At 62.6% G+C, this 20,481-nt stretch carries 20 protein-coding genes; 9 read left to right on the top strand and 11 right to left on the bottom strand.

Features of this window, described 5'->3' with window-relative positions; genetic code table 11:
• Nucleotides 1-9: 9 nt before the first annotated feature.
• Together AC6I99_RS18850 and AC6I99_RS18845 are read left to right on the top strand one after the other, a co-directional pair.
• On the top strand, nucleotides 10-828 hold the full coding sequence (locus tag AC6I99_RS18850) for an ABC transporter permease (protein ID WP_497944338.1): 819 nt from the start codon (nucleotides 10-12) through the stop codon (nucleotides 826-828).
• A complete protein-coding gene (locus tag AC6I99_RS18845; protein ID WP_497944339.1) occupies nucleotides 825-1,904 on the top strand; it encodes a sulfate/molybdate ABC transporter ATP-binding protein in 1,080 nt (359 codons plus the stop codon). Before AC6I99_RS18850 ends, AC6I99_RS18845 begins: the two co-directional genes overlap by 4 nt.
• 3 nt (nucleotides 1,905-1,907) lie before the next feature.
• Here the strand turns inward: AC6I99_RS18845 and AC6I99_RS18840 are convergent, their stop codons facing one another.
• Nucleotides 1,908-2,525, bottom strand: a complete 618-nt coding sequence (locus AC6I99_RS18840; protein ID WP_497944340.1) for an MSMEG_1061 family FMN-dependent PPOX-type flavoprotein — start codon at nucleotides 2,523-2,525, stop codon at nucleotides 1,908-1,910.
• Nucleotides 2,526-2,700: 175 nt separating this feature from the next.
• On the opposite strand from AC6I99_RS18840, the gene clpB reads away from it, so the two are divergent.
• Complete coding sequence (clpB, locus tag AC6I99_RS18835) at nucleotides 2,701-5,358, top strand: ATP-dependent chaperone ClpB (protein WP_497944341.1); 2,658 nt, start codon at nucleotides 2,701-2,703, stop codon at nucleotides 5,356-5,358.
• Between the two features lie 8 nt (nucleotides 5,359-5,366).
• On the opposite strand, the gene AC6I99_RS18830 is transcribed toward clpB, so the two are convergent.
• Nucleotides 5,367-6,290: a septum formation family protein gene (locus tag AC6I99_RS18830; protein WP_497944342.1), complete on the bottom strand. Its 924-nt coding sequence runs from the start codon at nucleotides 6,288-6,290 to the stop codon at nucleotides 5,367-5,369.
• 243 nt (nucleotides 6,291-6,533) lie between these two features.
• Here AC6I99_RS18830 and AC6I99_RS18825 point away from each other — a divergent pair, with 243 nt between their 5' ends.
• From AC6I99_RS18825 to AC6I99_RS18805, 5 genes are all read left to right on the top strand, one after another.
• Nucleotides 6,534-6,758 carry a DUF3073 domain-containing protein gene (locus AC6I99_RS18825; protein ID WP_024818182.1) on the top strand — a complete coding sequence of 75 codons (225 nt, stop codon included), beginning with the start codon at nucleotides 6,534-6,536 and terminating at the stop codon, nucleotides 6,756-6,758.
• A gap of 286 nt (nucleotides 6,759-7,044) precedes the next feature.
• Nucleotides 7,045-8,697 carry an amidohydrolase gene (locus AC6I99_RS18820; protein ID WP_497944343.1) on the top strand — a complete coding sequence of 551 codons (1,653 nt, stop codon included), beginning with the start codon at nucleotides 7,045-7,047 and terminating at the stop codon, nucleotides 8,695-8,697.
• A 74-nt stretch (nucleotides 8,698-8,771) separates the two neighbouring features.
• Nucleotides 8,772-10,043 carry an MFS transporter gene (locus AC6I99_RS18815; RefSeq protein WP_497944344.1) on the top strand — a complete coding sequence of 424 codons (1,272 nt, stop codon included), beginning with the start codon at nucleotides 8,772-8,774 and terminating at the stop codon, nucleotides 10,041-10,043.
• A 105-nt stretch (nucleotides 10,044-10,148) separates the two neighbouring features.
• Nucleotides 10,149-10,931, top strand: a complete 783-nt coding sequence (locus AC6I99_RS18810) for a VOC family protein (protein WP_497944345.1) — start codon at nucleotides 10,149-10,151, stop codon at nucleotides 10,929-10,931.
• Nucleotides 10,928-11,698 carry a VOC family protein gene (locus AC6I99_RS18805; RefSeq protein ID WP_224089091.1) on the top strand — a complete coding sequence of 257 codons (771 nt, stop codon included), beginning with the start codon at nucleotides 10,928-10,930 and terminating at the stop codon, nucleotides 11,696-11,698. The genes AC6I99_RS18810 and AC6I99_RS18805 overlap by 4 nt, the downstream gene beginning before the upstream one ends.
• A gap of 129 nt (nucleotides 11,699-11,827) precedes the next feature.
• On the opposite strand, the gene purM is transcribed toward AC6I99_RS18805, so the two are convergent.
• The 6 genes from purM to AC6I99_RS18775 form a co-directional block, all read right to left on the bottom strand.
• Nucleotides 11,828-12,985 carry a phosphoribosylformylglycinamidine cyclo-ligase gene (purM, locus tag AC6I99_RS18800; RefSeq protein WP_497944346.1) on the bottom strand — a complete coding sequence of 386 codons (1,158 nt, stop codon included), beginning with the start codon at nucleotides 12,983-12,985 and terminating at the stop codon, nucleotides 11,828-11,830.
• The gene (gene purF / locus AC6I99_RS18795) at nucleotides 12,982-14,607 is read right to left on the bottom strand and encodes an amidophosphoribosyltransferase (RefSeq protein ID WP_224089088.1); all 1,626 of its coding nucleotides are present in this window, start codon (nucleotides 14,605-14,607) and stop codon (nucleotides 12,982-12,984) included. The genes purM and purF overlap by 4 nt, the downstream gene beginning before the upstream one ends.
• Before the next feature lie 134 nt (nucleotides 14,608-14,741).
• Nucleotides 14,742-15,086: a hypothetical protein gene (locus AC6I99_RS18790; RefSeq protein ID WP_224089086.1), complete on the bottom strand. Its 345-nt coding sequence runs from the start codon at nucleotides 15,084-15,086 to the stop codon at nucleotides 14,742-14,744.
• A gap of 80 nt (nucleotides 15,087-15,166) precedes the next feature.
• On the bottom strand, nucleotides 15,167-15,508 hold the full coding sequence (uraH, locus tag AC6I99_RS18785) for a hydroxyisourate hydrolase (RefSeq protein WP_224089084.1): 342 nt from the start codon (nucleotides 15,506-15,508) through the stop codon (nucleotides 15,167-15,169).
• Complete coding sequence (uraD, locus tag AC6I99_RS18780; protein WP_224089081.1) at nucleotides 15,505-16,014, bottom strand: 2-oxo-4-hydroxy-4-carboxy-5-ureidoimidazoline decarboxylase; 510 nt, start codon at nucleotides 16,012-16,014, stop codon at nucleotides 15,505-15,507. Before uraD ends, uraH begins: the two co-directional genes overlap by 4 nt.
• A gap of 155 nt (nucleotides 16,015-16,169) precedes the next feature.
• Entirely contained in the window at nucleotides 16,170-17,000 is an 831-nt protein-coding gene (locus tag AC6I99_RS18775) for a phosphatase PAP2 family protein (protein ID WP_309928480.1), read from the bottom strand.
• 133 nt (nucleotides 17,001-17,133) lie between these two features.
• Between AC6I99_RS18775 and AC6I99_RS18770 the strand changes: the two genes are divergently transcribed.
• Nucleotides 17,134-18,228: a pyridoxal-phosphate-dependent aminotransferase family protein gene (locus AC6I99_RS18770; RefSeq protein ID WP_497944347.1), complete on the top strand. Its 1,095-nt coding sequence runs from the start codon at nucleotides 17,134-17,136 to the stop codon at nucleotides 18,226-18,228.
• A gap of 86 nt (nucleotides 18,229-18,314) precedes the next feature.
• Here AC6I99_RS18770 and AC6I99_RS18765 read toward each other — a convergent pair whose 3' ends face one another.
• The 3 genes from AC6I99_RS18765 to AC6I99_RS18755 all read right to left on the bottom strand — a co-directional run bounded on the left by AC6I99_RS18765 (nucleotide 18,315) and on the right by AC6I99_RS18755 (nucleotide 20,355).
• The gene (locus tag AC6I99_RS18765) at nucleotides 18,315-18,593 is read right to left on the bottom strand and encodes a hypothetical protein (protein ID WP_497944348.1); all 279 of its coding nucleotides are present in this window, start codon (nucleotides 18,591-18,593) and stop codon (nucleotides 18,315-18,317) included.
• Nucleotides 18,590-19,675 carry a C2 family cysteine protease gene (locus AC6I99_RS18760; RefSeq protein ID WP_497944349.1) on the bottom strand — a complete coding sequence of 362 codons (1,086 nt, stop codon included), beginning with the start codon at nucleotides 19,673-19,675 and terminating at the stop codon, nucleotides 18,590-18,592. The genes AC6I99_RS18765 and AC6I99_RS18760 overlap by 4 nt, the downstream gene beginning before the upstream one ends.
• Nucleotides 19,676-19,758: 83 nt before the next feature.
• On the bottom strand, nucleotides 19,759-20,355 hold the full coding sequence (locus AC6I99_RS18755) for a hypothetical protein (protein WP_497944350.1): 597 nt from the start codon (nucleotides 20,353-20,355) through the stop codon (nucleotides 19,759-19,761).
• Between the last annotated feature and the right edge of the window lie 126 nt (nucleotides 20,356-20,481).

Raw genomic sequence — 20,481 nt, 5'->3', positions numbered from 1 at the left:
AAGGACTTCATGAACCGTCGCAGTGGCACCGGCTATACCGGCGTTCCACCATGGATTTACGTCATCGCAGCAGCTGGGGCACTTTTTGTCCTGCTGCCGCTGGTGGCGATGGTGGCCAAGGTCAACTGGCCGCAGTTCATTCCACTGATCACGTCGGAATCCTCAGTCACTGCGCTCTGGCTGAGCCTCCGCACGTCAGCGGCGAGCACGGCGTTGTGCATCGTCCTGGGCATTCCGCTGGCGTTGGTTCTTGCGCGCAGCCCCTTCCCGGGCCAACGGTTGCTCAGGGCGTTCGTCCTGTTGCCGCTGGTGCTGCCGCCCGTCGTCGGAGGTATTGCCCTCTTGTACACGTTCGGCCGCCAAGGCCTGCTGGGGAAGTCGCTCGAAGTGGCCGGTATCCAGATCGCCTTCTCCACCACCGCCGTCGTCCTCGCCCAAACCTTCGTGGCTTTGCCGTTTCTGGTGGTCAGCCTCGAAGGGGCGCTGCGATCAGCGGGGAACCGTTACGAGTTGGTCGCCGCAACGTTGGGCGCGCGTCCCACAACCGTCCTGCGCCGCGTGACCGTGCCGCTCGTCTTGCCGGGATTGGCTTCCGGAGCGGTGTTGTCGTTCGCCCGGAGCCTGGGCGAGTTTGGCGCCACGCTCACGTTCGCCGGCAGTTTGGAAGGCGTAACCCGAACCCTTCCGCTGGAAATTTACCTGCAACGCGAGACCGACGCCGATTCCGCTGTCGCATTGTCGCTCGTCCTCGTGGCAGTCGCCATGGCGGTTGTAGGACTCAGCTATGGTCGTCGCAATGCTGGCGCCCGGGTGGAGGTTCAGCCGTGAGTTTTGAGCTGCGGGCACGCCTTGATGCCAGGGATTTCGACATGTCCCTGAGCCTTGGTCCTTCGGAAACCGTGGCGGTTCTGGGGCCAAATGGTGCGGGCAAGTCGACGTTGCTTGGTGTGATTGCCGGGCTGCTGCGGCCGGATTCCGGCACTGCCCGGATCGGTTACTCGCAGTTGTTCGAGCTCGACGGCGGCGCTCGGCTCTGGAGGGCGCCGCACCTTCGCGGCACGGCGCTGTTGGCCCAGAAAGCCCTGTTGTTTCCGCACCTTAATGCCCTGGACAATGTGGCTTTCGGCCCGCGCAGCACTGGTGCGTCGAAGGCTGTGGCGCGCGAAACGGCCCGCCATTGGCTGGCCGAAGTCGACGCACTGCCGCTCGCGTCACGGAAGCCCGCCCAGCTGTCCGGCGGGCAGGCCCAGCGCGTGGCCGTGGCGCGCGCACTCGCGGCCGATCCAGCACTCCTGTTGCTCGACGAACCCATGGCAGCCCTGGACATTCACGCAGCTCCGTTGCTGCGCAGGGTGCTCAAGCGGGTCCTTTCGGGGCGGCAGGCCATCATCGTCACGCACGATGTCCTGGATGCTTACATGCTCGCAGACCGCGTCATTGTCGTTGAAAATGGGCGGATTGTGGAGGAAGGCCCAACCCGGCAAGTCCTGGAACGCCCCCGCAGCCACTTCGCCGCCGGACTTGCGGGGCTCAACCTCGTCAGCGGAATCATCACAGAACAGGGAATCACGACGCCGGATGGCCGGTTTTTCGCCGGACAGCACGATCCCGTGTGGTCACCCACGCCCGGCCAAGCAGGCGTCGCGGCGTTCCCGCCGTCGGCCGTCTCCGTCTTCCTGGGCGATGTGCACGGTAGTCCCCGCAACTCGTTTCCCGTCACCATCACGGACCTTGAGCCCCATGGGGACCAGATCCGTGTCAGGGCGGCCGGACCGGGCTGGGGGGAGCGCAGCACCTTATCCGCCGATATCACTCCTGCGGCCTCTGCCGATCTCGGACTGGCACCGGGCCTGGACGTGCGGTTCGTCGTGAAGTCAGCGCTGGTTTCGATCTATCCTGCCTGAGGCCTACTCCCGGTAAAGACGCTCAGCGTAAGCGGACCCGTAGTAGGTTTCAAGGTCCTGCAGCGGAGCGTCGGGCTGAACATAGGTTTTGGAGAGCATCGCGATGCTCGGCAAGCCCTCCGAGTCCCAGGTTGCCGGTTCCCACAAGCCGCTGCGCATGAACGCCTTGCCGCAGTGTGTGAATACTTCCTCTACGGAGACCACGACTGCGGCGCGCGGCCGGTGGCCTTTGACCGTCATCTTCCCGAAGAAGTCGGCGTCGCTGACGATGCATGCCGTTCCGTTGATTCGCAGCGTGTCAGTGCGTCCCGGAACCACGGACAGAATCCCGACGTTCGGGTTTTCCAGTATGTTGCGAAAGCCGAAGGCGAGCTTGTTTCCGGGGCGTTCCGGGATTGCAATCGTGGAGTCATCCAGGACCTCGATGAATCCGGCAGGGTCGCCCTTTGGTGACGCGTCCACCCGGCCTTGGGCATCCGCCGTCGAGATGACGCAGAAGGGACTGGCGGCCAGCCACTGCCGGTCGAAATCGCTCAGTGAGGTGCGCACTTTTCGGCGCACCCGGTCCAGGGGTAGGCCGATCAATTGTTCCAGTTGTTCCACAGTGGAGATTGATTCCATGGCCTCAGCCTACGGGTGATGGCTTCCGGCCTCCTGTTATTCACATAGCCGTCGTTAGGTCTGGACACCTGTTTCGCCGTGGGCAAACATGGAACACAGTGGATCAAAAAGCAAAGTTGAGCGTAGTAGACTCAACTTTGAAAGTATTGGTCACACTCCAGAAAGGGAGCTCTCTTTGGACGTCAAATTCACCACCAAAAGCCAGGAGGCCCTTTCTGCGGCCGCCATGAATGCCTCCACTGCGGGCAACCCGCAGTTGGAGCCGGCGCATCTACTCAAGGCCCTCATGGACCAGCGCGAGGGCGTCGCTGTCGCTCTCCTGCGCGCCACGGGTGCTGATCCGGACGCCGTGAGCGTTCAGGCCAGTTCGGCCATCAAGTCGCTGCCGTCCTCTTCGGGCAGCTCGGTCCAGCAAGCCCAGCTGTCCCGGCAGTCGATGCAGGCCATTCAGGCTGCCCAGAACGAGGCCGACAAACTCGGCGACTCCTTTGTCTCTACGGAGCACCTGCTGTTGGGGCTTTCGGCCGGCAGTGACGCCGTGGGCAAATTAATGCGCGACGCCGGGGCCTCCCACGAAGCGCTGCTTGCCGCCCTGCCGGGTGTCCGGGGCGATCGAAAGGTCAACTCGCCGGATCCCGAAAATACGTTCCAGGCCTTGGAGAAGTTCGGCACGGACCTCACTGCCATCGCCCGTTCAGGGAAGCTGGATCCCGTTATCGGGCGCGACAGCGAGATCCGTCGAGTGGTTCAGGTCCTGAGCCGCCGCACCAAGAACAATCCTGTCCTCATTGGTGAGCCTGGCGTGGGTAAAACTGCCGTCGTTGAAGGCCTGGCCCAGCGGATGGTTGCCGGCGATGTTCCGGAGAGCCTCCGTGGCAAGACCCTCATTGCCTTGGACATGGCCTCCATGGTGGCAGGCGCCAAGTACCGCGGTGAGTTCGAGGAGCGGCTCAAGGCGGTTCTGGAGGAGATCAAGAACTCCAACGGCCAGATCGTCACGTTCATCGATGAAATCCATACCGTTGTTGGAGCCGGTGCCACGGGTGAGAGTGCCATGGACGCGGGCAACATGCTCAAGCCGATGCTGGCCCGCGGCGAGCTGCGCCTCATTGGTGCCACCACCTTGGATGAGTATCGCGAAAACATCGAGAAGGACCCTGCCTTGGAACGCCGCTTCCAGCAGGTCTACGTGGGCGAGCCGAGCGTCGAGGACACCATTGGCATTCTTCGCGGCCTCAAGGAGCGGTACGAGGCCCACCACAAGGTGGCAATCGCCGACTCCGCCTTGGTCGCAGCAGCAACCCTCTCCAACCGTTACATCTCGGGCCGTCAGCTTCCGGATAAAGCGATCGACCTTGTGGATGAGGCCGCGTCACGGCTTCGGATGGAGATTGACTCTGCGCCGGAGGAGATCGACCAGCTCCGCCGTTCCGTCGACCGCCTGACCATGGAAGAACTGGCGCTTCAGGGTGAGACTGATCCTGCATCGGTCGAGCGCCTGGCGGCACTCCGCGCCGATATGGCGGACAAGAAGGAAGCACTCAGGGCCCTCAACGCCCGGTGGGAAGCTGAGAAGGCCGGACTCAACAGGGTGGGTGACCTTAAGGCGAAGATCGACGAGCTGCGATCTGCCGCCGAAAAGTACCAGCGCGAAGGCGACCTTGAGTCAGCGTCGCGGATACTTTATGGCGAGCTTCCTGCCCTTGAACGTGAGCTCAATGCGGCTGCAGAGGAGGAGTCTGCCCGGGGCGATGCAAAGCCCGAGCTCATGGTCGCAGAGGAAGTGACTGCAGACGACATCGCCGAGGTCATCTCCGCCTGGACCGGCATTCCGGCTGGGCGCATGCTGCAGGGTGAATCCCAAAAGCTGCTGCACATGGAGGAGGAACTCGGCAAGCGCCTGATCGGCCAAACCAAGGCTGTGCAGGCAGTTTCGGACGCCGTCCGCCGTGCGCGGGCCGGCATTAGCGATCCCAACCGCCCCACGGGCTCGTTCCTGTTCCTCGGCCCAACCGGCGTTGGCAAGACCGAGCTGGCAAAGGCCTTGGCCGACTTCCTCTTTGACGATGAGCGCGCCATGATCCGGATCGATATGTCCGAGTATGGAGAGAAGCACTCTGTAGCGCGCCTGGTCGGTGCCCCTCCGGGATACGTTGGCTACGAAGAAGGCGGACAGCTAACGGAAGCCGTTCGTCGTCGCCCATACTCTGTTGTGCTGCTCGACGAGGTGGAAAAGGCCCATCCAGAGGTGTTCGACATCCTGCTGCAGGTTCTTGATGATGGCCGGCTCACAGACGGTCAAGGACGGACGGTGGACTTCCGCAATACGATCCTGGTGCTGACGTCCAACTCTGGAAGCCAGTTCCTGGTGGACCCGTCCCTGGATGCCAAAGCCAAGCGCGATGCCGTCATGGCGGTGGTACAGGCCTCGTTCAAGCCGGAGTTCCTGAATCGTCTGGACGAGATCGTTCTGTTCGATCCACTGTCAGTGGAGGAGCTTGCCCGGATCGTGGAGCTCCACGTTGCCGAACTCACCAAGCGACTGCGGGACCGCCGCTTGACCCTCGAAGTGACCGATGCAGCCCGTGCCTGGCTCGCGATGTCAGGCTATGACTCCGCGTACGGTGCGCGACCCCTGCGACGCCTCGTCCAGCGCGAAATCGGAGACCGCCTGGCAAAGGAGATCCTGGCCGGCGAGATCAGCGACGGCGATACTGTCCTGGTGGATACCGCGGCCGACCTCGACGAACTCACCATTGAGGGATTCGAGGCGCTGACAGGTCCGGACGGCGGCCCGACGGTGGGCACTGGACTACTGGTTCGCAAGAAGTAGGCCGGGCGCTACCTGTTGAGGAGGTCTTCCTTGATGGTGTTGCCCGAATCCACAACGATGAAGCAATCAACGCGGCGGTCGCCCCGATCCCAACTCGTGGTGCTCGGGTAAACGTTCTGCTGAAGCAGCACGTACTTATCGGCCACCTCGTGATTCAGCTTGACGTTGCCGCAGACTTCGCGGCCCTTGTCCTTCAGCGCATTCGTGCCGGGGAAGGAATCATCTGCTGGATATATGTGGACGGCGCCCAGTTGGGCTGAATGCTCCGTGTCACAGGGAACGGCCCTGGCCTTGGGGGCATTGGGATCGAAGTCGGCAAAGCAGTCACCCACCTGGAAATCCTTGGCTTCGGTGTCCCGCGGTAGGGGGCCAAGGCTTGCGGTCGGGCTCGGTGTAGTGACAACAGCTTCCGGGCGCGTCCCCAGCAGGTTCAACAGCACCCAGATCACGACGCCGATGAGCACCAGGACGCCCACCACAATCGCGCCGATGACAAACCGCTGGCGTTTTACAGGGTCCCCATGCGGAGCGTTTGTAGGATCATGCGTGGGATCCCCGGGTTGGTAGGGGCTGGCTGACTGGTAGGGGCCCGCTGGCTGGTAGGGATCGCCCGGCTGGTACGGGCCTGCTGGCTGGCCCGGGTACTGTGGCTGGCCGGGATATTCTGCCTGGCCTGAGTGCTCGGGCTGGCCGGAGTCGGGCGGCAGCGCAGGATCGGGCTGGTCGCTGGGATTAGGCACGAAGTCCGGGTCCAGATCCGGCGCAGGGTCCGGCTGCAGGCCTGAAGCCTCGGGCTGTGTTCCCGAAGGTTGCTTCGGCTGCTGTCCCGGGGCCTGCGGCGGCGTGGGCGGTACCTTGGGCGCGGGTGGCACCCCGGCCTCGCCTTTATCGCGCGTTGAATCATCACGTGGTGGGGTGGTGTCCTCGCTCATATCCCGGAGTCTGCCTTCCTGCTCTGGAGCCGCATTGAGGCAGACTCTACCCAATTTTTGGGTGTATTGGAGGTGGTGGGGAGCGGTTTGGGCTGCAGTTGTACCCGACGCAGGTCCAGGGTGGCACGCAGGCACCCCTGAAAGCATGTAATCTAGACATACGACAAATTGACCAAACATTCCGGGGCCTCACCGATAGCCAAGGTGACCACCTCCGGTCCAAGTACAAAAGGGGGTCACGCCATGGGGCGCGGCCGTCAAAAGGCAAAAGCTACCAAGCAGGCTCGGGACATCAAGTACTACTCCCCGAACACTGACTATTCGGCACTTGAGCGTGAGCTCACGGGCCCATCCAGTCGTGTGAAAAGCCACTTCCCCGAAGATCCCCCGGAGCCGGACTACTCGGCATATGAGGACAAGTACGCGGAAGACGATGACGACGAGGTAGACACCCGCCGTATCGGATAGCTGTCGCAAATAATCGGTGCCTGTGGCACTGACTTGCGTACCGCCGTCGTACATTAAGGTCGTCGCGCATCTCCGGATGCCGAATATCTCTGAAAGAGGCCCGTAGGCCACGCCAGTCATTGGCGTACCCTGCGGGCCTTTTTGCGTTTGAAAATTTGGTATACCAAAATCGTCAAAACCATTGCGCAGGTCCAATCCCGGGTCTACAGTCTCAATCAAGGTATCGACTCTTTATGACGGTCATAAAGAATTCGAAACATCAGGCTGCGGCCGGTAGGAGGCACGAGTGGAACGGACGTCACGAATTGAGGGAAAACTGCCCGATGTCATCTTTCATCATGGAACCGTTCTGGCGGACCCAACGAGCCCCAACGGTCTGGTGTCGGCCATTGCCGTAGCTGGCCCGTGGATTGTGTATGCAGGCAATGACGTGGAGGCGCTGCGTCTGGCAGGACCGCACACCAAGGTAGTGGACCTACGCGGCAGGTTTGTGTGTCCGGGATTCCACGACTCCCACAACCATATGTTGTCCACAGGCATGGGGATGCTGCTCCCTTCCCTGGCCCAAGCCAGCACTATCGCGGAGCTCATGAAGGCCGTTCAAGGGCAGGTGGAAGCCACCGAGACCGGAGCGTGGGTAGTAACCGCAAGTGACTGGCACGAAAGCGGGCTGGCCGAAGGCAGGATGCCAACTCGAACCGAGCTGGACTCCGTGGCCCCTGGGAATCCCGTGGTCCTTCGCAGGGGAGGACACAATGTGGTGCTGAATTCGCTTGCTTTATCGCTCTTCGGGATCGCGGACCACAGCCATGCTCCAGAGGGCGCGAGTTATCTTCGTGATGGTGGGAAGCTTACCGGCCAGATCGTGGGGAGCGGATACGTAGCAGGATTACTTAGTCAGCTGCCCAAACCCAGCATGGATCACTACCGTGCAGCGCTGGAGGAAGTTCAGAAGCGGTACAGTGCGGCGGGCATCACTTCGGTCATCGATCCCGGGCTGACGTTGGACGAAATGGAGGCCTACAAAACCATCTACGGGGAAGGGCCGCAGAAGGTCCGCGTATCCATGATGTGGAAGCTTCCGACACCGGCTGGTACGGCGGCTGAGGCAGTGAAGCTGCTCGATTCCGGTGCAGTGGAAGCAGAGCTCGAGGATGTCTGGCTTCGGACGCTGGGCGTGAAGGTTTGTGTAGATGGCGGTGTGGAGACCGGCTTCTATCGGGAACCTTATGAGAGGCAGGATGACCCCGACTTCCCACGTGGCAAATCCTTCCAATCAGCAGCTGAGCTGGAAGCCATTTGCCTGGCAGCCAACCGTGCGGGCCTTCCTGTAGGTGCGCACTGCGTTGGCGACGCTGGCATTGACATGGCTCTTGATGCATTTGAGGCATCGCATTCGTGGAGCCCCATCTCCAATGCCCGATGGACCCTCATCCACATGTTGTATCCCCACGACGACCACTGGAGCAGGCTCAATGCCATGGGTGTAGGGGTGGCAGCGCAGGAACCGCTGCACTTTGCCTTGGGTGCTGGATTCTCTGAGTACCTCGGTCCTGAGAGGGCTTCCAATATCGCGCCCTTGTCCCAGTATCTTGCCCGTCTTGAGGCACCCGTGGGCGGCGGATCGGATAGTCCTGTGGCGCCCTTCCAGCCACTCCTTGGCATGTCCAGCTCCGTCACCCGGCGGAGCCGCTCAGCAGGAGTACTGGGTCTCGAATGGGCCGTAAGCGCGGCAGAGGCCCTGGCGATGTATACCAGCGGCAGTGCGTGGTGTGCAGCCGACGAACACAGAACCGGCACTATCCGAGCAGGAATGCTAGCGGACCTCGTAGTTCTCTCTGCGGACCCGAGGACCGTGGAACCCGAAGAGATCAGCGGAATCGACGTGGAACTGACCATGGCGGCTGGCACCGTGACTCACGGATCCTTGGGCCACTAGTACCTAACCAACTCTTTCACGCGCTGCCGGACGTTCGTCCGGCGGCCCAATTCCCTCGCCCGAAAGGAAATATCATGCTTGAATCCAGTACTTCCGCTGGGAAGCCTATTCCACCGCAGGCCGCCACCAGTGGCGTGTCCCGTCGGTTGGTCATAGTCCTAGCCTTCCTGGCCGTGCTGCTCGACGGTTTCGATACGGCGTCATTGGGCCTTGCGGTGCCGGGCCTGGCGAAGAACTGGGCGCTATCACCCGCGGCTTTCGCGGCCCCGCTGATTGCCACCAACGCCGGAGTGGTATTGGGCTATGTGATCTGTGGCCGGCTGTCCCTCCGGTTTGGGCTCCGGGGGATGCTGCTGGCAGGCGTGGTGGCATTCGCCCTGGGTTCCGCCCTCACCGCGACGTCTTCAGGAATACCGTTCATGACGATTGCCCGCTTCCTGACAGGCGTCGGATTGGGGGCGGTACTGCCGTCGGCTATTTCCCTCGCGACAGCGGGCCGGGACGGCGGCCAGCGTGAACGGATTGCCGTTTTCGTGACCATGGGCCTGTCGGCGGGGTCGTTGGCGGCGGGTCTGAGCGGCGGAAAGCTGATCAGCGACCTTGGCTGGCAATCCATCTTCTGGCTCGGGGCGGTACTTCCCATTGTCCTGCTTCCTGTCATGTGGTTCGGAATCACCGAGGCTGATGCGCCCAAGCCGTCCTCGAAGGCCGGTCAGGAAACTGTCCAGAGCCTGTTCCGGCGCGGTTTGGCTCTACCAACCACCCTTCTCTGGCTCTTTGCTTTCCTGATCTTTGCCACGTTCTACGCGTTCTCGTCGTGGCTGCCAACTCTGCTCACCAATTTCGGCCTGAGCCTGGCAATGGCTCCCTTGGGAGCGGCCTCACTTGGTATCGGCGGAATACTGGGAGCCCTTTTGCTCATGATCTTCTCGGTACGGTTCAAGACCAGTTGGATGCTGGTAGTTGCCGCATTGGCAGCTATTTCGTTCCTGCTGGTGATTGCCTTGGGACAACCCGGGGAGTGGCAACTCTTGCTCCTGTTCGCAGGCGTTGGCATGGGGTTGGCCAGCAGCATGGTGGGACAGGCGGCGGTGGCGGTGTCCGTTTATCCGGCCTCCTCGCGGACCTCCGGCGTCGCGTGGGCGGCTGCGTTGGGCCGCTTGGGCTCCATTGCAGGCCCCGCATTGGGTGGCATCCTGTTGTCGGCTGGCCAATCGCCGCAGAACATCGTCCTTGCTGTGTGTGTTCCGGTAGTGCTGGCTGTCGTCGTCATGGCGGTGCTGTCCCGACGCCTTCCGCGCCCGAGCGTTGAAGACGCCGTCCAACCTGTCCGGCTGCCCGGGTAATCTGGTCTGCGAGCCGTGCCAGCAACGGAAAGACGGCGGAGCGTTGTCCTTGTCAGAGCCCGGTACTAAGTTGATGGGGGACGCAGCTCATAGAAAGGGAACGGCATGCCGGTGGTCGAGAGGTACAAGCAGGGGACTCCATGTTGGGTGGACCTGTCCTCCACCGACGTTGAGGTTTCCAAGAAGTTTTACAGCGGGCTCTTTGGCTGGGAGCTGGATCCCATGGACGCCGGTAACGGCATGACCTACTACATGGCCTCTCTCCATGGCCGCAAAGTCGCGGGCATGATGCAGCAAATGCCGGATGCTCCAGAGGGAATGCCGTCCTATTGGGCCAACTACATTGCTGTGGACTCCGTGGATGACGCGGCCCAGCGGGCTGTGGCCGCCGGCGGGTCCATCCTGTTCGAGCCTGACGACGTGCCGAACGGCAGCGGACGGATGTTCTTCGCCATTGATCCCACGGGCGCGCAGATCGGCTTCTGGGAAGCTGGAACCCATCCCGGGTCCGGCTTGGTCAATGAGCCGGGCACCATGATCTGGAATGAACTACAGACTGACGACGTCCCCAAGGCCGTGAAGTTCTACGAGGCCGTGACAGGATGCAGCAGCGAAACTGCACCCGCAGGTGATCTTCAGGAGTACACCAGCCTGCTGGTGGACGGAAAGAGGATTGCCGGTGCCCTCAAGCTGCCGATTGAAGGACTTTCGCCTTTCTGGATGACGTACTTCGGCGTCGAGGACGTGGACGCGGCTGTGGCGCAGGCTGTTGAGTTTGGAGCTCACGTGATCGCTCCGGCTTTCGATGTTCCAGGAATCGGGCGGATGGCTGTGCTCATGGACCCTGCCGGCGCAGCATTCAGCATCATGACAGGACTCGCCGCATGACTTCCCGGACGCATTATTCAAGTGGTGAACCCTGCTGGGCCGATCTGCAGACCCCGGACGTTTCCGCAGCCAAGGCCTTCTACGGCAAGTTGTTCGACTGGACGTTCACGGACCTGCCTACACCTGACGGCCGCAGCTACGCTCAGGCCTTTGTGGGCAAGGACCTGGTGGCGGTTATCGCTCCGCAGAATCCCATGCAGGAGGCTGCAGGCAAGCATGGCCAGTGGAACATCTATCTCGCCGCAACGGACGCTGAGGAGATAGCGGAAGACGCCGTCCATGCTGGTGGGAAGCTCGCGTTCGGCCCGGAGCAGGTGGCCGATACCGGCGTCCTGGCCTTCATCGAGGCGCCCGGCGGCGGAACCACGGGGATCTGGCAAGCGGGTACCCACATTGGAAGCCACCTTTTCAATGAGGCTGGCGCCTTGGCTTGGGCTGAACTGCTGACTCCGGAACCGCAGGCAGCCATCGCGTTTTTCCAGCAGCTTTTCGGGCATGAAGTCACCGAATACCCCCAGGACGACGGCGGCAGCTACAGCACGCTGATAGTGAAAGGCGATGAGGTGGCGGGGGTTGTCCCTGCCGAAGAGGGCGAGGAAGCCGGTTGGCAGATCTATTTCGGCGTGGCGGATATTCGTAAAGCCGCCGAAGCAGCGCTAGCCGCGGGTGGGGTGGTGCTCGTGGAGCCGGAAGACAGGCCGGAAACAGGATCTCTGGCGACCATCCAGGATCCCCAAGGCGGCGTTCTCAGCTTGATCCAGATCTGACCATCCTGGCGTCGGAGGGCAAACTCCGGAACGATCAATACAGGTCAGGAACCTACAAGCAGCAAAACAAAGAGCGGCCGGGCAGTTGAGATCAACTGCCCGGCCGCTCGTGACTAAGAGGAAACGCGCTTAGGCGTAGGCGTTCACCAAACGTACGGCACCGCCGTCGACACCTTTGGCACCCTGGACGTAGTCCGGGCCGGTCTTGTCGATCGAGTCAGAATCCGCAGTAACGGTTCCCATGATCCAGGACGGCAGGCCGCGCTCGTTGAGGCGTGCCACGGCAGCGTCAGCGGCTTCCGGGGACACGATGGCCACCATGCCCACGCCGAGGTTCAGCGTGCGCTCAAGGTCGGCGAGGGGCACGTTGCCCAGCTCGGAAACCAGCTTGAAGATGGCGGGCAGCTCCCAGGTGTTGCGGTCAACCGTGGCCACCAGGCCCTGCGGGAGGACACGCGCCAGGTTGGCAGCGAGGCCACCACCGGTGACATGGCTGAAGCCGTGGACGGCTGCGCCGGCCGATACGGGGAATGTGCGGGCGAGGTCCAGGCAGTCAGCTGCGTAGACGCGGGTGGGCTCCAGCAGCTCCTCGCCAAGGGTGCGGCCGAGTTCGGAAACCTGGCGGTCCAGGGCCCAGCCGGCGTGGTTGATGACGCGGCGAACCAAGGAGTAGCCGTTGGAGTGGAGGCCGGAAGATGCCATGCCGATCACGACGTCGTCGGCGCGGACGCGGTCCGGGCCGAGCAAGGCGTCAGCTTCGACAACACCGGTAGCGGCACCGGCGACGTCGTATTCGTGCTCACCCAGCAGGCCCGGGTGCTCAGCGGTCTCGCCGCCAACCAGGGCGGTGCCGGCAACAGAGCAAGCAGCTGCGATACCGCGGACGATGTCTGCGATACGCTCCGGGACAACCTTGCCGCAGGCAATGTAGTCGGTCATGTAGAGGGGCTCAGCGCCGACCACCACGATGTCGTCCACAACCATGCCCACGAGGTCGAAACCGATGGTGTCGTGGATGTCCATGGCCTGCGCAATAGCAACCTTGGTCCCCACGCCGTCAGTGGACGTGGCCAGCAACGGCTTCTTGTAGGTGAGCAGCTTCGAGACGTCGTACAGGCCTGCGAAGCCGCCGACGCCGCCAATCACCGAGGTGTTGTGGGTCGCCTTCACGGCGTCCTTCATGAGCTCGACTGCGCGGTCTCCCGCTTCGACGTCGACACCCGCGGAGGCGTAGGTGATGCCCGTTGAATTCGGGGTGCTTCCAGCGGCGGGGGTTGCGGAGGTCATACAGACTCTTTCTTGTCGGCGTCGGTCAAACGATCAGCGTCGGTCAGCAGGTTCTCGAATTCAGCATCCGGGCCCGGATCGCAGCCCGTAGCTCCGGGCTTTTCGGCCGGATCCTCGGAGTCGGCGGGGGACTCAGCAACAGGTGGCAATCCGCCGAGGTCCGTGCGCTCCAGCAGGTTCTTGCCCAGCTTGTCAGCATGCGGCAGCTCAATCGGGTACTGGCCAGTGAAGCACGCGGTGCAGAGGCGTTCGCGCGGCTGCTGGGTTGCACCGATCATGCCGTCTTCGGAGATGTAGGCCAGCGAGTCGGCGCCGATTGCCTGGGAGATTTCCTCGATCGTGGCGCCGTTGGCAATCAGCTCCGCTCGGGAAGCGAAGTCGATGCCGTAGAAGCAGGGCCACTGGACCGGCGGAGAAGAAATCTTCACGTGGACAGCCGCGGCACCTGCTTCGCGGAGCATCCGCACAATGGCCCGCTGCGTGTTGCCGCGGACGATCGAGTCATCCACCACAACAACACGCTTGCCGCGGATCACGGATTCAAGGGCGTTGAGCTTGAGGCGGATGCCGAGCTGGCGCAGGGTCTGCGACGGCTGGATGAACGTGCGGCCAACGTAGGCGTTCTTGACGAAGCCGTGCGCGAAAGGGATGCCCGACTGCTCGGCGTAACCGACTGCTGCCGGGGTACCGGATTCGGGCACCGGAATGACGATGTCGGCCTCGTGGGTGTTTTCCCGGGCCAGCTGGCGGCCCATCTCAACACGGGCTTCGTACACGGAGCGGCCTGCGATGGCCGCGTCCGGACGGGCGAGGTAGACGTACTCGAAGACACAGCCGGCGGGCGTTGCCTCGGCGAAGCGCTGGGAGCGGACGCCGTCCTCGTCGATGGCAATGAACTCGCCGGGCTCGATCTCACGGATGAAGCTCGCACCAACGGTAGCCAGGCCGGCCTGCTCGGAAGCGACAACCCAACCGCGGTCCAGCCGTCCCAGACACAGCGGGCGGATGCCGTACGTATCGCGGGCAGCGTAGAGGGTTCCTTCGTCCATGAAGACGAAGCAGAAGCCACCCTTGATCTTGGGCAGCAGCTCCAGTGCGGTCTGCTCCAGGGTCTTGCCCTCTTCACCCTCAAGGAGGGCCGTCACGAGGGCAGTGTCAGAGGTGTTGCCCTGCTTCATTTCACCGGTCAACTGGCCATCGTTGCGCTCGAGGATCATTTCCCGGAGCTCAGCAGTGTTGGTCAGGTTGCCGTTGTGGGCCAGGGCAACCGTACCGGTCGCGGTTGCGCCCAAGGTGGGCTGCGCATTGGCCCAGTGGCTTGCACCAGTGGTGGAGTACCGGCAGTGGCCAACGGCCAGGTGTCCGGTGAGGGTGTTCAGGGTCGTCTCATCGAAGACCTGGGACACAAGGCCCATGTCTTTATAGACATTGATGCGCTTGCCGTCACTGGTAGCAATACCAGCCGACTCTTGTCCGCGGTGCTGCAGCGCATACAGCCCGTAATAGGTGAGTTTTGCTACTTCTTCACCGGGAGCCCAGACCCCAAAGACGCCACAAGCGTCCTGAGGGCCTTTTTCGCCGGGGAGAAGATCATGAGAAAGTTTTCCGTCGCCACGTGCCACTGGTCGATTGTCTCATGTTGTGGCCGTGGTAAGTTCCCGCTCCGGCTTTGTGACCCCATGAACAGGCCCGATTCGGCCAAAATGCGGCGTGTCTCACAGTGGCACCCCGGAAAGAGGTGCGCTGGGCTGGCTGCCTAGCGGCCGCCGTCGTGCTCTGGACCCTCATCCGGAACCGAATCCGGAACGGCCTCCACTACCGCCCGCTTGGTCCGCTTGACGCTGATCCGGTCCAGAACCAGGGCGAGGATCGAGAACAGGATGACGCCGCCGGAAACGCAGGCCACCAGGAAGAAACCGAAGACGGTGCTGGCGTCGAAGGCGGGGTCCGCAGGCCGGCCGTACGCGATGAAGGCGGCGGCGATTGCACCCACAATGGCACCCAGAATCATGAACGGAACGAACCTGGGTGCCCGGCGAACAGTAATTTCGCGGCGGGCAGTGCCATTTCCGGATGGGGCGTTGGTGTCCTCAGAAGCCATGCCTTCCAGCCTACCGTTCCCTGTTTGTGTACAGATAATGCCCCTCGGATTGCTCCGTAGGGGCATTATCTGTACACAAGTCAGCTGCCGCGGTACGTCGAAAACGCGAACGGGCTCAGCAGCAGCGGCACGTGATAGTGCTCACCGGCGTCCGAAACCGTGAAGTTCAGGTCCACTTCCGGGAAGAACGTTTCCGTGCCAAGGCCCTCGTAGTAATCGCCAGTGGCGAAGTTCAGACGGTAGGCGCCGCCGGGAATCCGCTCCGGACCGAGATCCTTGATGCGGCCGTCGGCGTCGGTCTCGCCCTTTGCGACCAGGGTCCAGCTATCGCCTTCGCGGACGTAAAGTACGACGGCGACCCCCGCCGCCGGGCGTCCGGAACCGGTGTCCAGGATGTGCGTGGTTACTTGCGAAACGGTCATGAATTTTCTCCTTCGCTGATCACGCCTGCGAGTCGCAGCAAGGCGATCTCCCGCAGCTGGCCAGCCACGATTACGTCTTCTTCTTCGGGGGTGTGGTTGAGCCGCTCCTGAAGGGAGCCGAGGATCTCCTGGGCGCTGCGTCCTGCCGCGCGGATCAGGAAGACCCTGCCGAACTTCTCTTCGTAGGCGCGGTTTCCCTCGGCGAGGGCAGCGGCCGTGCCGTCGTCGCTGGGGTCCACTCCGGACTGTTCCGAACGGGACATGGCCGCTTCGGTGGTTTGGGCCTTGGGCCGCTCGCCGATCCGGGGGTGGTGGGCCAGTGCGGACTCCACCTCTTCCGGTGTGAACGGCTCGGCAGCTTGGCGGGCCTGCCCCAGCAGTTCGTCGACGCTCGTGAAGGGTCGGGCGTCCGCGACGTCCTCAACCCAGCGGCTGATATCCAGGCAAGGGGTCAGGGTCCTGATGGCCTCGTCCCGGTCAACACTGTTGAATACTGCAAGCTCCATGCTTGTGTCATCCTCGTGCAAATGCTGGCATCCATGGTGTGGGCTATGCGGAACTCCTGCTTTCCGGCAGGAGGAAGCTTGCTTCTACTGATTCCGCATCATGGAACTGTTATTTCAGCATACGTAAATAGTTAAGCCGAGCACTTAGGCTGGTGTCAAGAGAGTACCGCGCCGGAGCGCCGCGTTCTCACAGTCAGGTAGAGGCGGTGCGCCGTAATGACCAAAGCAAGCCAGGCTATCCCGAGAATCCAGGCGGCCAGGACATCAGTGAGCCAGTGGTGCCCGAGGTAGACACGACTCAAGCCCATGGTTGCGGCAAACGCCGACGCCACCACCACCGTGATGATTCTGGCCTTTGCCGTTTTGAGGCGAAGAATGATCAAATAAGCCACGATTCCTGCGATCACGATTGAATTCAGGGAGTGGCCGCTGGGAAACGACGGCGAGTGCTCGTACGGCGGAATCGCGTCCGCGAGGTCAGGGCGGGTGCGGCCAAACAAAGGCTTGCCCAAAACAGTCATGAGAAGTGAGCCCAAGCCCGCCGTCAGCATCAGGATGACAGGAGTCCAGGAGCGGCGCTTCGTGGCCAAGGCGATCATGATCCCCACCGCGATAATGGGCATGCCAACCGTGCCGCCAACATTCGTGTAGGCAGTGACGGCGAGATCCAGTGCGGGGGAGCGAACGGACCTGGCGGCGTCAAGGACCGGGTGGTCAAGGCCCGCAACCCCGTCGGCTTCAGTGACCGACTCGTAAACCTCACCAAAAGCCACTGCGAGGGACACGGCAATGACAAGTCCTACGGCCAACGTGATGATCAGCGCTGCATAAGGGCCCAGCAGTGTGGTGATCCGCTGTGCAGCTCCCGCCAGGACGCGGCCTACCGGGGATTTCCACCGTGTTAGGTCCTGCCCTGCGACGAACCGGTCCTGGCTGACCTCGCCGCGGACGCCCTGCTCCGGTTGCTCTTTTCCTTCAGTCGTCACCCTTGTCCCCTCACCGCGGCGGCCTCCGTAGTGGTGAGTAACCTTAGCAGTTTGGGCTTGGGGCAGCCGGTGTGGCTCGCCCCGCACCGCACGCTGGGGCAGAATGACGAGAACCAGCTGAAGGAGTTCGCACATGCCAGACATACTGACGTCCAGGTTCCTGTTCGGTCCCGGCCCGAGCAACTGCTACCCCGAGGCCATGGCCGCGCTGGCCTACCCGGTGCTCGGGCATTTGGATCCCGCCTTCATCGAACGCCTGGACCGGACGTGCGAGGGGCTGCGGGCCGTCTGGGGTACTTCGAATGCGCGCACGCTCCCGCTGAGTGCCACAGGTTCAGGCGGCATGGAGGCAGCATTCGTGAACACGGTCTCCGACGGCGACGTGGCGGTGATCGCTGTCAACGGGCTCTTCGGAGCGCGCATGTGCGAGGTCGCCAGGCGTTGCGGGGCTACTGTCGTCCGTGTTGACCACGAGTGGGGCCAGCCCGTTGATGCTGACCGCGTGCTCGCGGCGCACCCTCATCCCAAGGTGATCGCCGCCGTTCATGCCGAGACTTCCGTCGGCGTTCTCTCCGACATCGCTGCGCTGGGCGCAGGCAAGGGCGACGCCCTGTTGATCACCGACGCCGTGACGTCCATCGGCGGACTGGAACTTCGGGCAGACGACTGGGGGATCGACGTCGGATATGCCGGGACTCAAAAGTGCCTGGGCGTGCCACCAGGGCTTTCGCCGTTCACGGTCTCGGACCGGGCCTTTGAGCGGCGCATCAAGGATCCGCGCTCGTGGTACCTGGATATCGGCCTGCTCGGCGGCTACGTCGGCGCAGCCAGCGGAGCCCGCACCTACCATCACACGGCGCCGGTCACCATGATCGCCGGCCTCGAAGCCGCCCTCGACCGCATCCTCGCCGAGGGGCTCGACGTCGTACAAGCCCGCCACCGCGCTGCCGGCGCTGCACTGCAGAGCGGACTGCAGGAGATGGGACTTGAGCTGTTTGCCGCTGAAGGCGCACGGCTGCCGAGCCTCACCACCGTGAAGGTGCCCGACGGCGTCAGCTCGGCCGCCGTCCGCGCTTACCTCCTCGAGAACTTCAGTATGGAGATCGGTTCGGGCGTGGGCGAGTTCGCGGATACTGTCTGGCGCATCGGGATGATGGGGCCCAACGCAAACAGCGCCTCGGTGACGTTGGTGCTGGGCGCACTCAAAGAGGCCATCGACAAGGCGTAAGTGAGCGAGCATCCGTACTTCCGATGTTCGCTCACATCCTGACCGGTTTCGCCGGATGTTCTCTCACATCATGCCGGCGCCCGCGATCACTCGGTGACGTGACCGGCGTCGTACGCCAGAGTCGCGGAAGCCGGGGTGGTGCCATCGGCGGGCTGGATCGAAGCGATCGTCAGGAGGCCAGCCCCCGGAAGGGCGACCGACTGACCTGCGCGGAAGGCTTGCTTTCGTTCCTGTTCGGCGGTGCGGATCCAGAACTGGATGGCGGGAGCACCGTCGGCAATTCCGATCTTCACAACCCCCACCCTGACGCCGTCAAAAGTGGGCTGCATGCCTTGCTTGACTGTAACCAGCTGTTCCACGGTCATCCTTCCTTCACGCCCACGGAGTACACGGAGTCAAAGTTTTCCTTGTACTCATCCTCGGTCAGTTCCAGGGTGCCGGCCTTCTGCTCGCCGTCCAGCTTGCCTCCGGCCGGGCCCCACGGGTTGGCCAGAACCACAACTTTCTCGCCGTCGTCGTTGGTCTTTACGTCCACCACTATGTAGGCGTGGTTGGGGACGACATCCGTGCGGCTGACCTCGTCCGGCTCCCAGAACCAGTCAAAGTCGTCGTCCTTGACGTCTTGGGTGCCAACCGAGACCGCCTGACCGTCAGCTAGTTTGTCGTCGATCTCGTCGAGGTCCAGTTCGCCGTCCTTATCCGCGGACTGTCCCGTCATGAGCTCCATTGCATCGTTGCTGAACCCGCCATCAATGTCATCGTATGAACCGCCACGGTGCTCGGCCGCAGCACGTTCATAAATGGAAAGCCAGTTCGGCTGGCCGTCGGCGCCCCGAACTCCACCTTCAGTGGACTTGGCCTCCACCGTCACTTCGACGGGTTCGCCGTCTTCGTACAGAGTCACAACCCAATGCGTTGGAGGGTCTCCCACGGGACGCATGTGGGAGGCAAGGAACTCGTCGAGTTTGCCTTCGCGCTCCAACGTCTGTGCCACAGAGCCTATGCCCGCCAAGAGCCAGCAGTCGCCGATTTGCCCTTGGTGGATATCGCTCGGATCGCCCGCATCGGGATCTTTACGGACGTCGCCTGGAACATCCACATCCGAGGTATCAGGATCCAACGGCCCCGGATCGCCGGGAGGATTTGAATCCTGTTTGCCTGCGTCACCGCTACGGCTGCCTTCCGAACTGGTCTTGTCCTGCTCGTCTGCATTGCGGCTCAGTTCGTTGGCCTGGCTTTGCAACTCGCCGGAAATCAGCTTCAGCATGGGGCGGTGCTCCGACTCCCAAGCCGCCCGGAACATCACTGCGTCGCGGCCCTCCCACGGCGCGCTGGATATGAGCTGGCCCAATTCCAGCGAAAGCGTGCTCATTTTGTCCGAATGCCGGGACATTGTCTTGGCGAGCGCCCGAAGTTGATCAACGTCAGCACCGTAGAATCCCGGCATCTGTCTGTCCCCCTATGTTTGAAGCTGAAGCCTAAGCCAAGTTATCTGTGGGAGCTGCTCATGGCGATGGGTAGAACTTCCCCTTAGCTCGCCGGAAGCTCCGTGGGGTCGCAGGTCTTGGAATCCACGGGAACGTTTATGCGCAGATATGCCGGGCTTTTGGACTCAAGGATTACTGTGGCACCGGTTCCGTCCGTGCTGCGGGTTACTGTCCAGCCGCCGGGAACTGCATCAATTCCATCGAAGGCGGGGAATTCGTGCTGCTTAAGGATGGGATCGGCCGTAGCGAAGACGTCTTCAAAATTCTTGGATGGCTCCACAATATCTGCACTGCTCTTCATGCTCGCCGGGTGGAATATGCACCGGCCGTCGCTCGCCAGAGCCATGGTGGCAGGCTTGTCCACAGCCCAGGTGATTGCCGGCATCGTCTTCTCCAATGCCGCGATCAGATCCCTGCGCAGGGCGTCGTACTTTGTGAAGCTCTCTGCAACCGGGGCAGGCTCGGCAGTCACCGGAGGGGGACTGCTGGGTTCGGTATGGGGGCCGTCGGGAGCGGAGCAGCCCACCATGATTGCCGCCCCAAGTATCAGAGCAGCTGCCAGTACTTTCCGTGCAGTGCGGCCCTTTCCGCGGTCCATGTCATCCCCCAGTTTCATCAAGCCCTCGACGTCGGGCCTCACGGAATGCTTTCACAGTTGCGTCATGTCTGGCGATGGGCAGAACACCCCACGCCGCGTCCCAGGGTTGCGGGACGTGAGCGAGGATCGCCCGGAAACCGGCGGGATGTGAGCGAGGATCGCCCGAAA

It is taken from the genome of Arthrobacter sp. TmtSoilC77 (assembly GCF_059739415.1).
The sequence above is the reverse complement of the archived record's forward strand: the minus strand, read 5'-3'. Positions and strand labels throughout refer to the sequence as shown.

Bases quoted from the DNA above. Each gene is read 5' to 3' on its own strand.
- AC6I99_RS18840 (WP_497944340.1), bottom strand. From the start codon at position 2,525: ATGGAATCAATCTCCACTGTGGAACAACTGGAACAATTGATCGGCCTA.
- AC6I99_RS18770 (WP_497944347.1), top strand. From the start codon at position 17,134: ATGCCAGACATACTGACGTCCAGGTTCCTGTTCGGTCCCGGCCCGAGC.
- AC6I99_RS18810 (WP_497944345.1), top strand. From the start codon at position 10,149: ATGCCGGTGGTCGAGAGGTACAAGCAGGGGACTCCATGTTGGGTGGAC.
- AC6I99_RS18815 (WP_497944344.1), top strand. From the start codon at position 8,772: ATGCTTGAATCCAGTACTTCCGCTGGGAAGCCTATTCCACCGCAGGCC.
- uraH (WP_224089084.1), bottom strand. From the start codon at position 15,508: ATGACCGTTTCGCAAGTAACCACGCACATCCTGGACACCGGTTCCGGA.
- AC6I99_RS18830 (WP_497944342.1), bottom strand. From the start codon at position 6,290: ATGAGCGAGGACACCACCCCACCACGTGATGATTCAACGCGCGATAAA.
- purM (WP_497944346.1), bottom strand. From the start codon at position 12,985: ATGACCTCCGCAACCCCCGCCGCTGGAAGCACCCCGAATTCAACGGGC.
- AC6I99_RS18765 (WP_497944348.1), bottom strand. From the start codon at position 18,593: ATGACCGTGGAACAGCTGGTTACAGTCAAGCAAGGCATGCAGCCCACT.
- AC6I99_RS18850 (WP_497944338.1), top strand. From the start codon at position 10: ATGAACCGTCGCAGTGGCACCGGCTATACCGGCGTTCCACCATGGATT.
- uraD (WP_224089081.1), bottom strand. From the start codon at position 16,014: ATGGAGCTTGCAGTATTCAACAGTGTTGACCGGGACGAGGCCATCAGG.
- AC6I99_RS18805 (WP_224089091.1), top strand. From the start codon at position 10,928: ATGACTTCCCGGACGCATTATTCAAGTGGTGAACCCTGCTGGGCCGAT.
- AC6I99_RS18790 (WP_224089086.1), bottom strand. From the start codon at position 15,086: ATGGCTTCTGAGGACACCAACGCCCCATCCGGAAATGGCACTGCCCGC.
- AC6I99_RS18825 (WP_024818182.1), top strand. From the start codon at position 6,534: ATGGGGCGCGGCCGTCAAAAGGCAAAAGCTACCAAGCAGGCTCGGGAC.
- AC6I99_RS18760 (WP_497944349.1), bottom strand. From the start codon at position 19,675: ATGCCGGGATTCTACGGTGCTGACGTTGATCAACTTCGGGCGCTCGCC.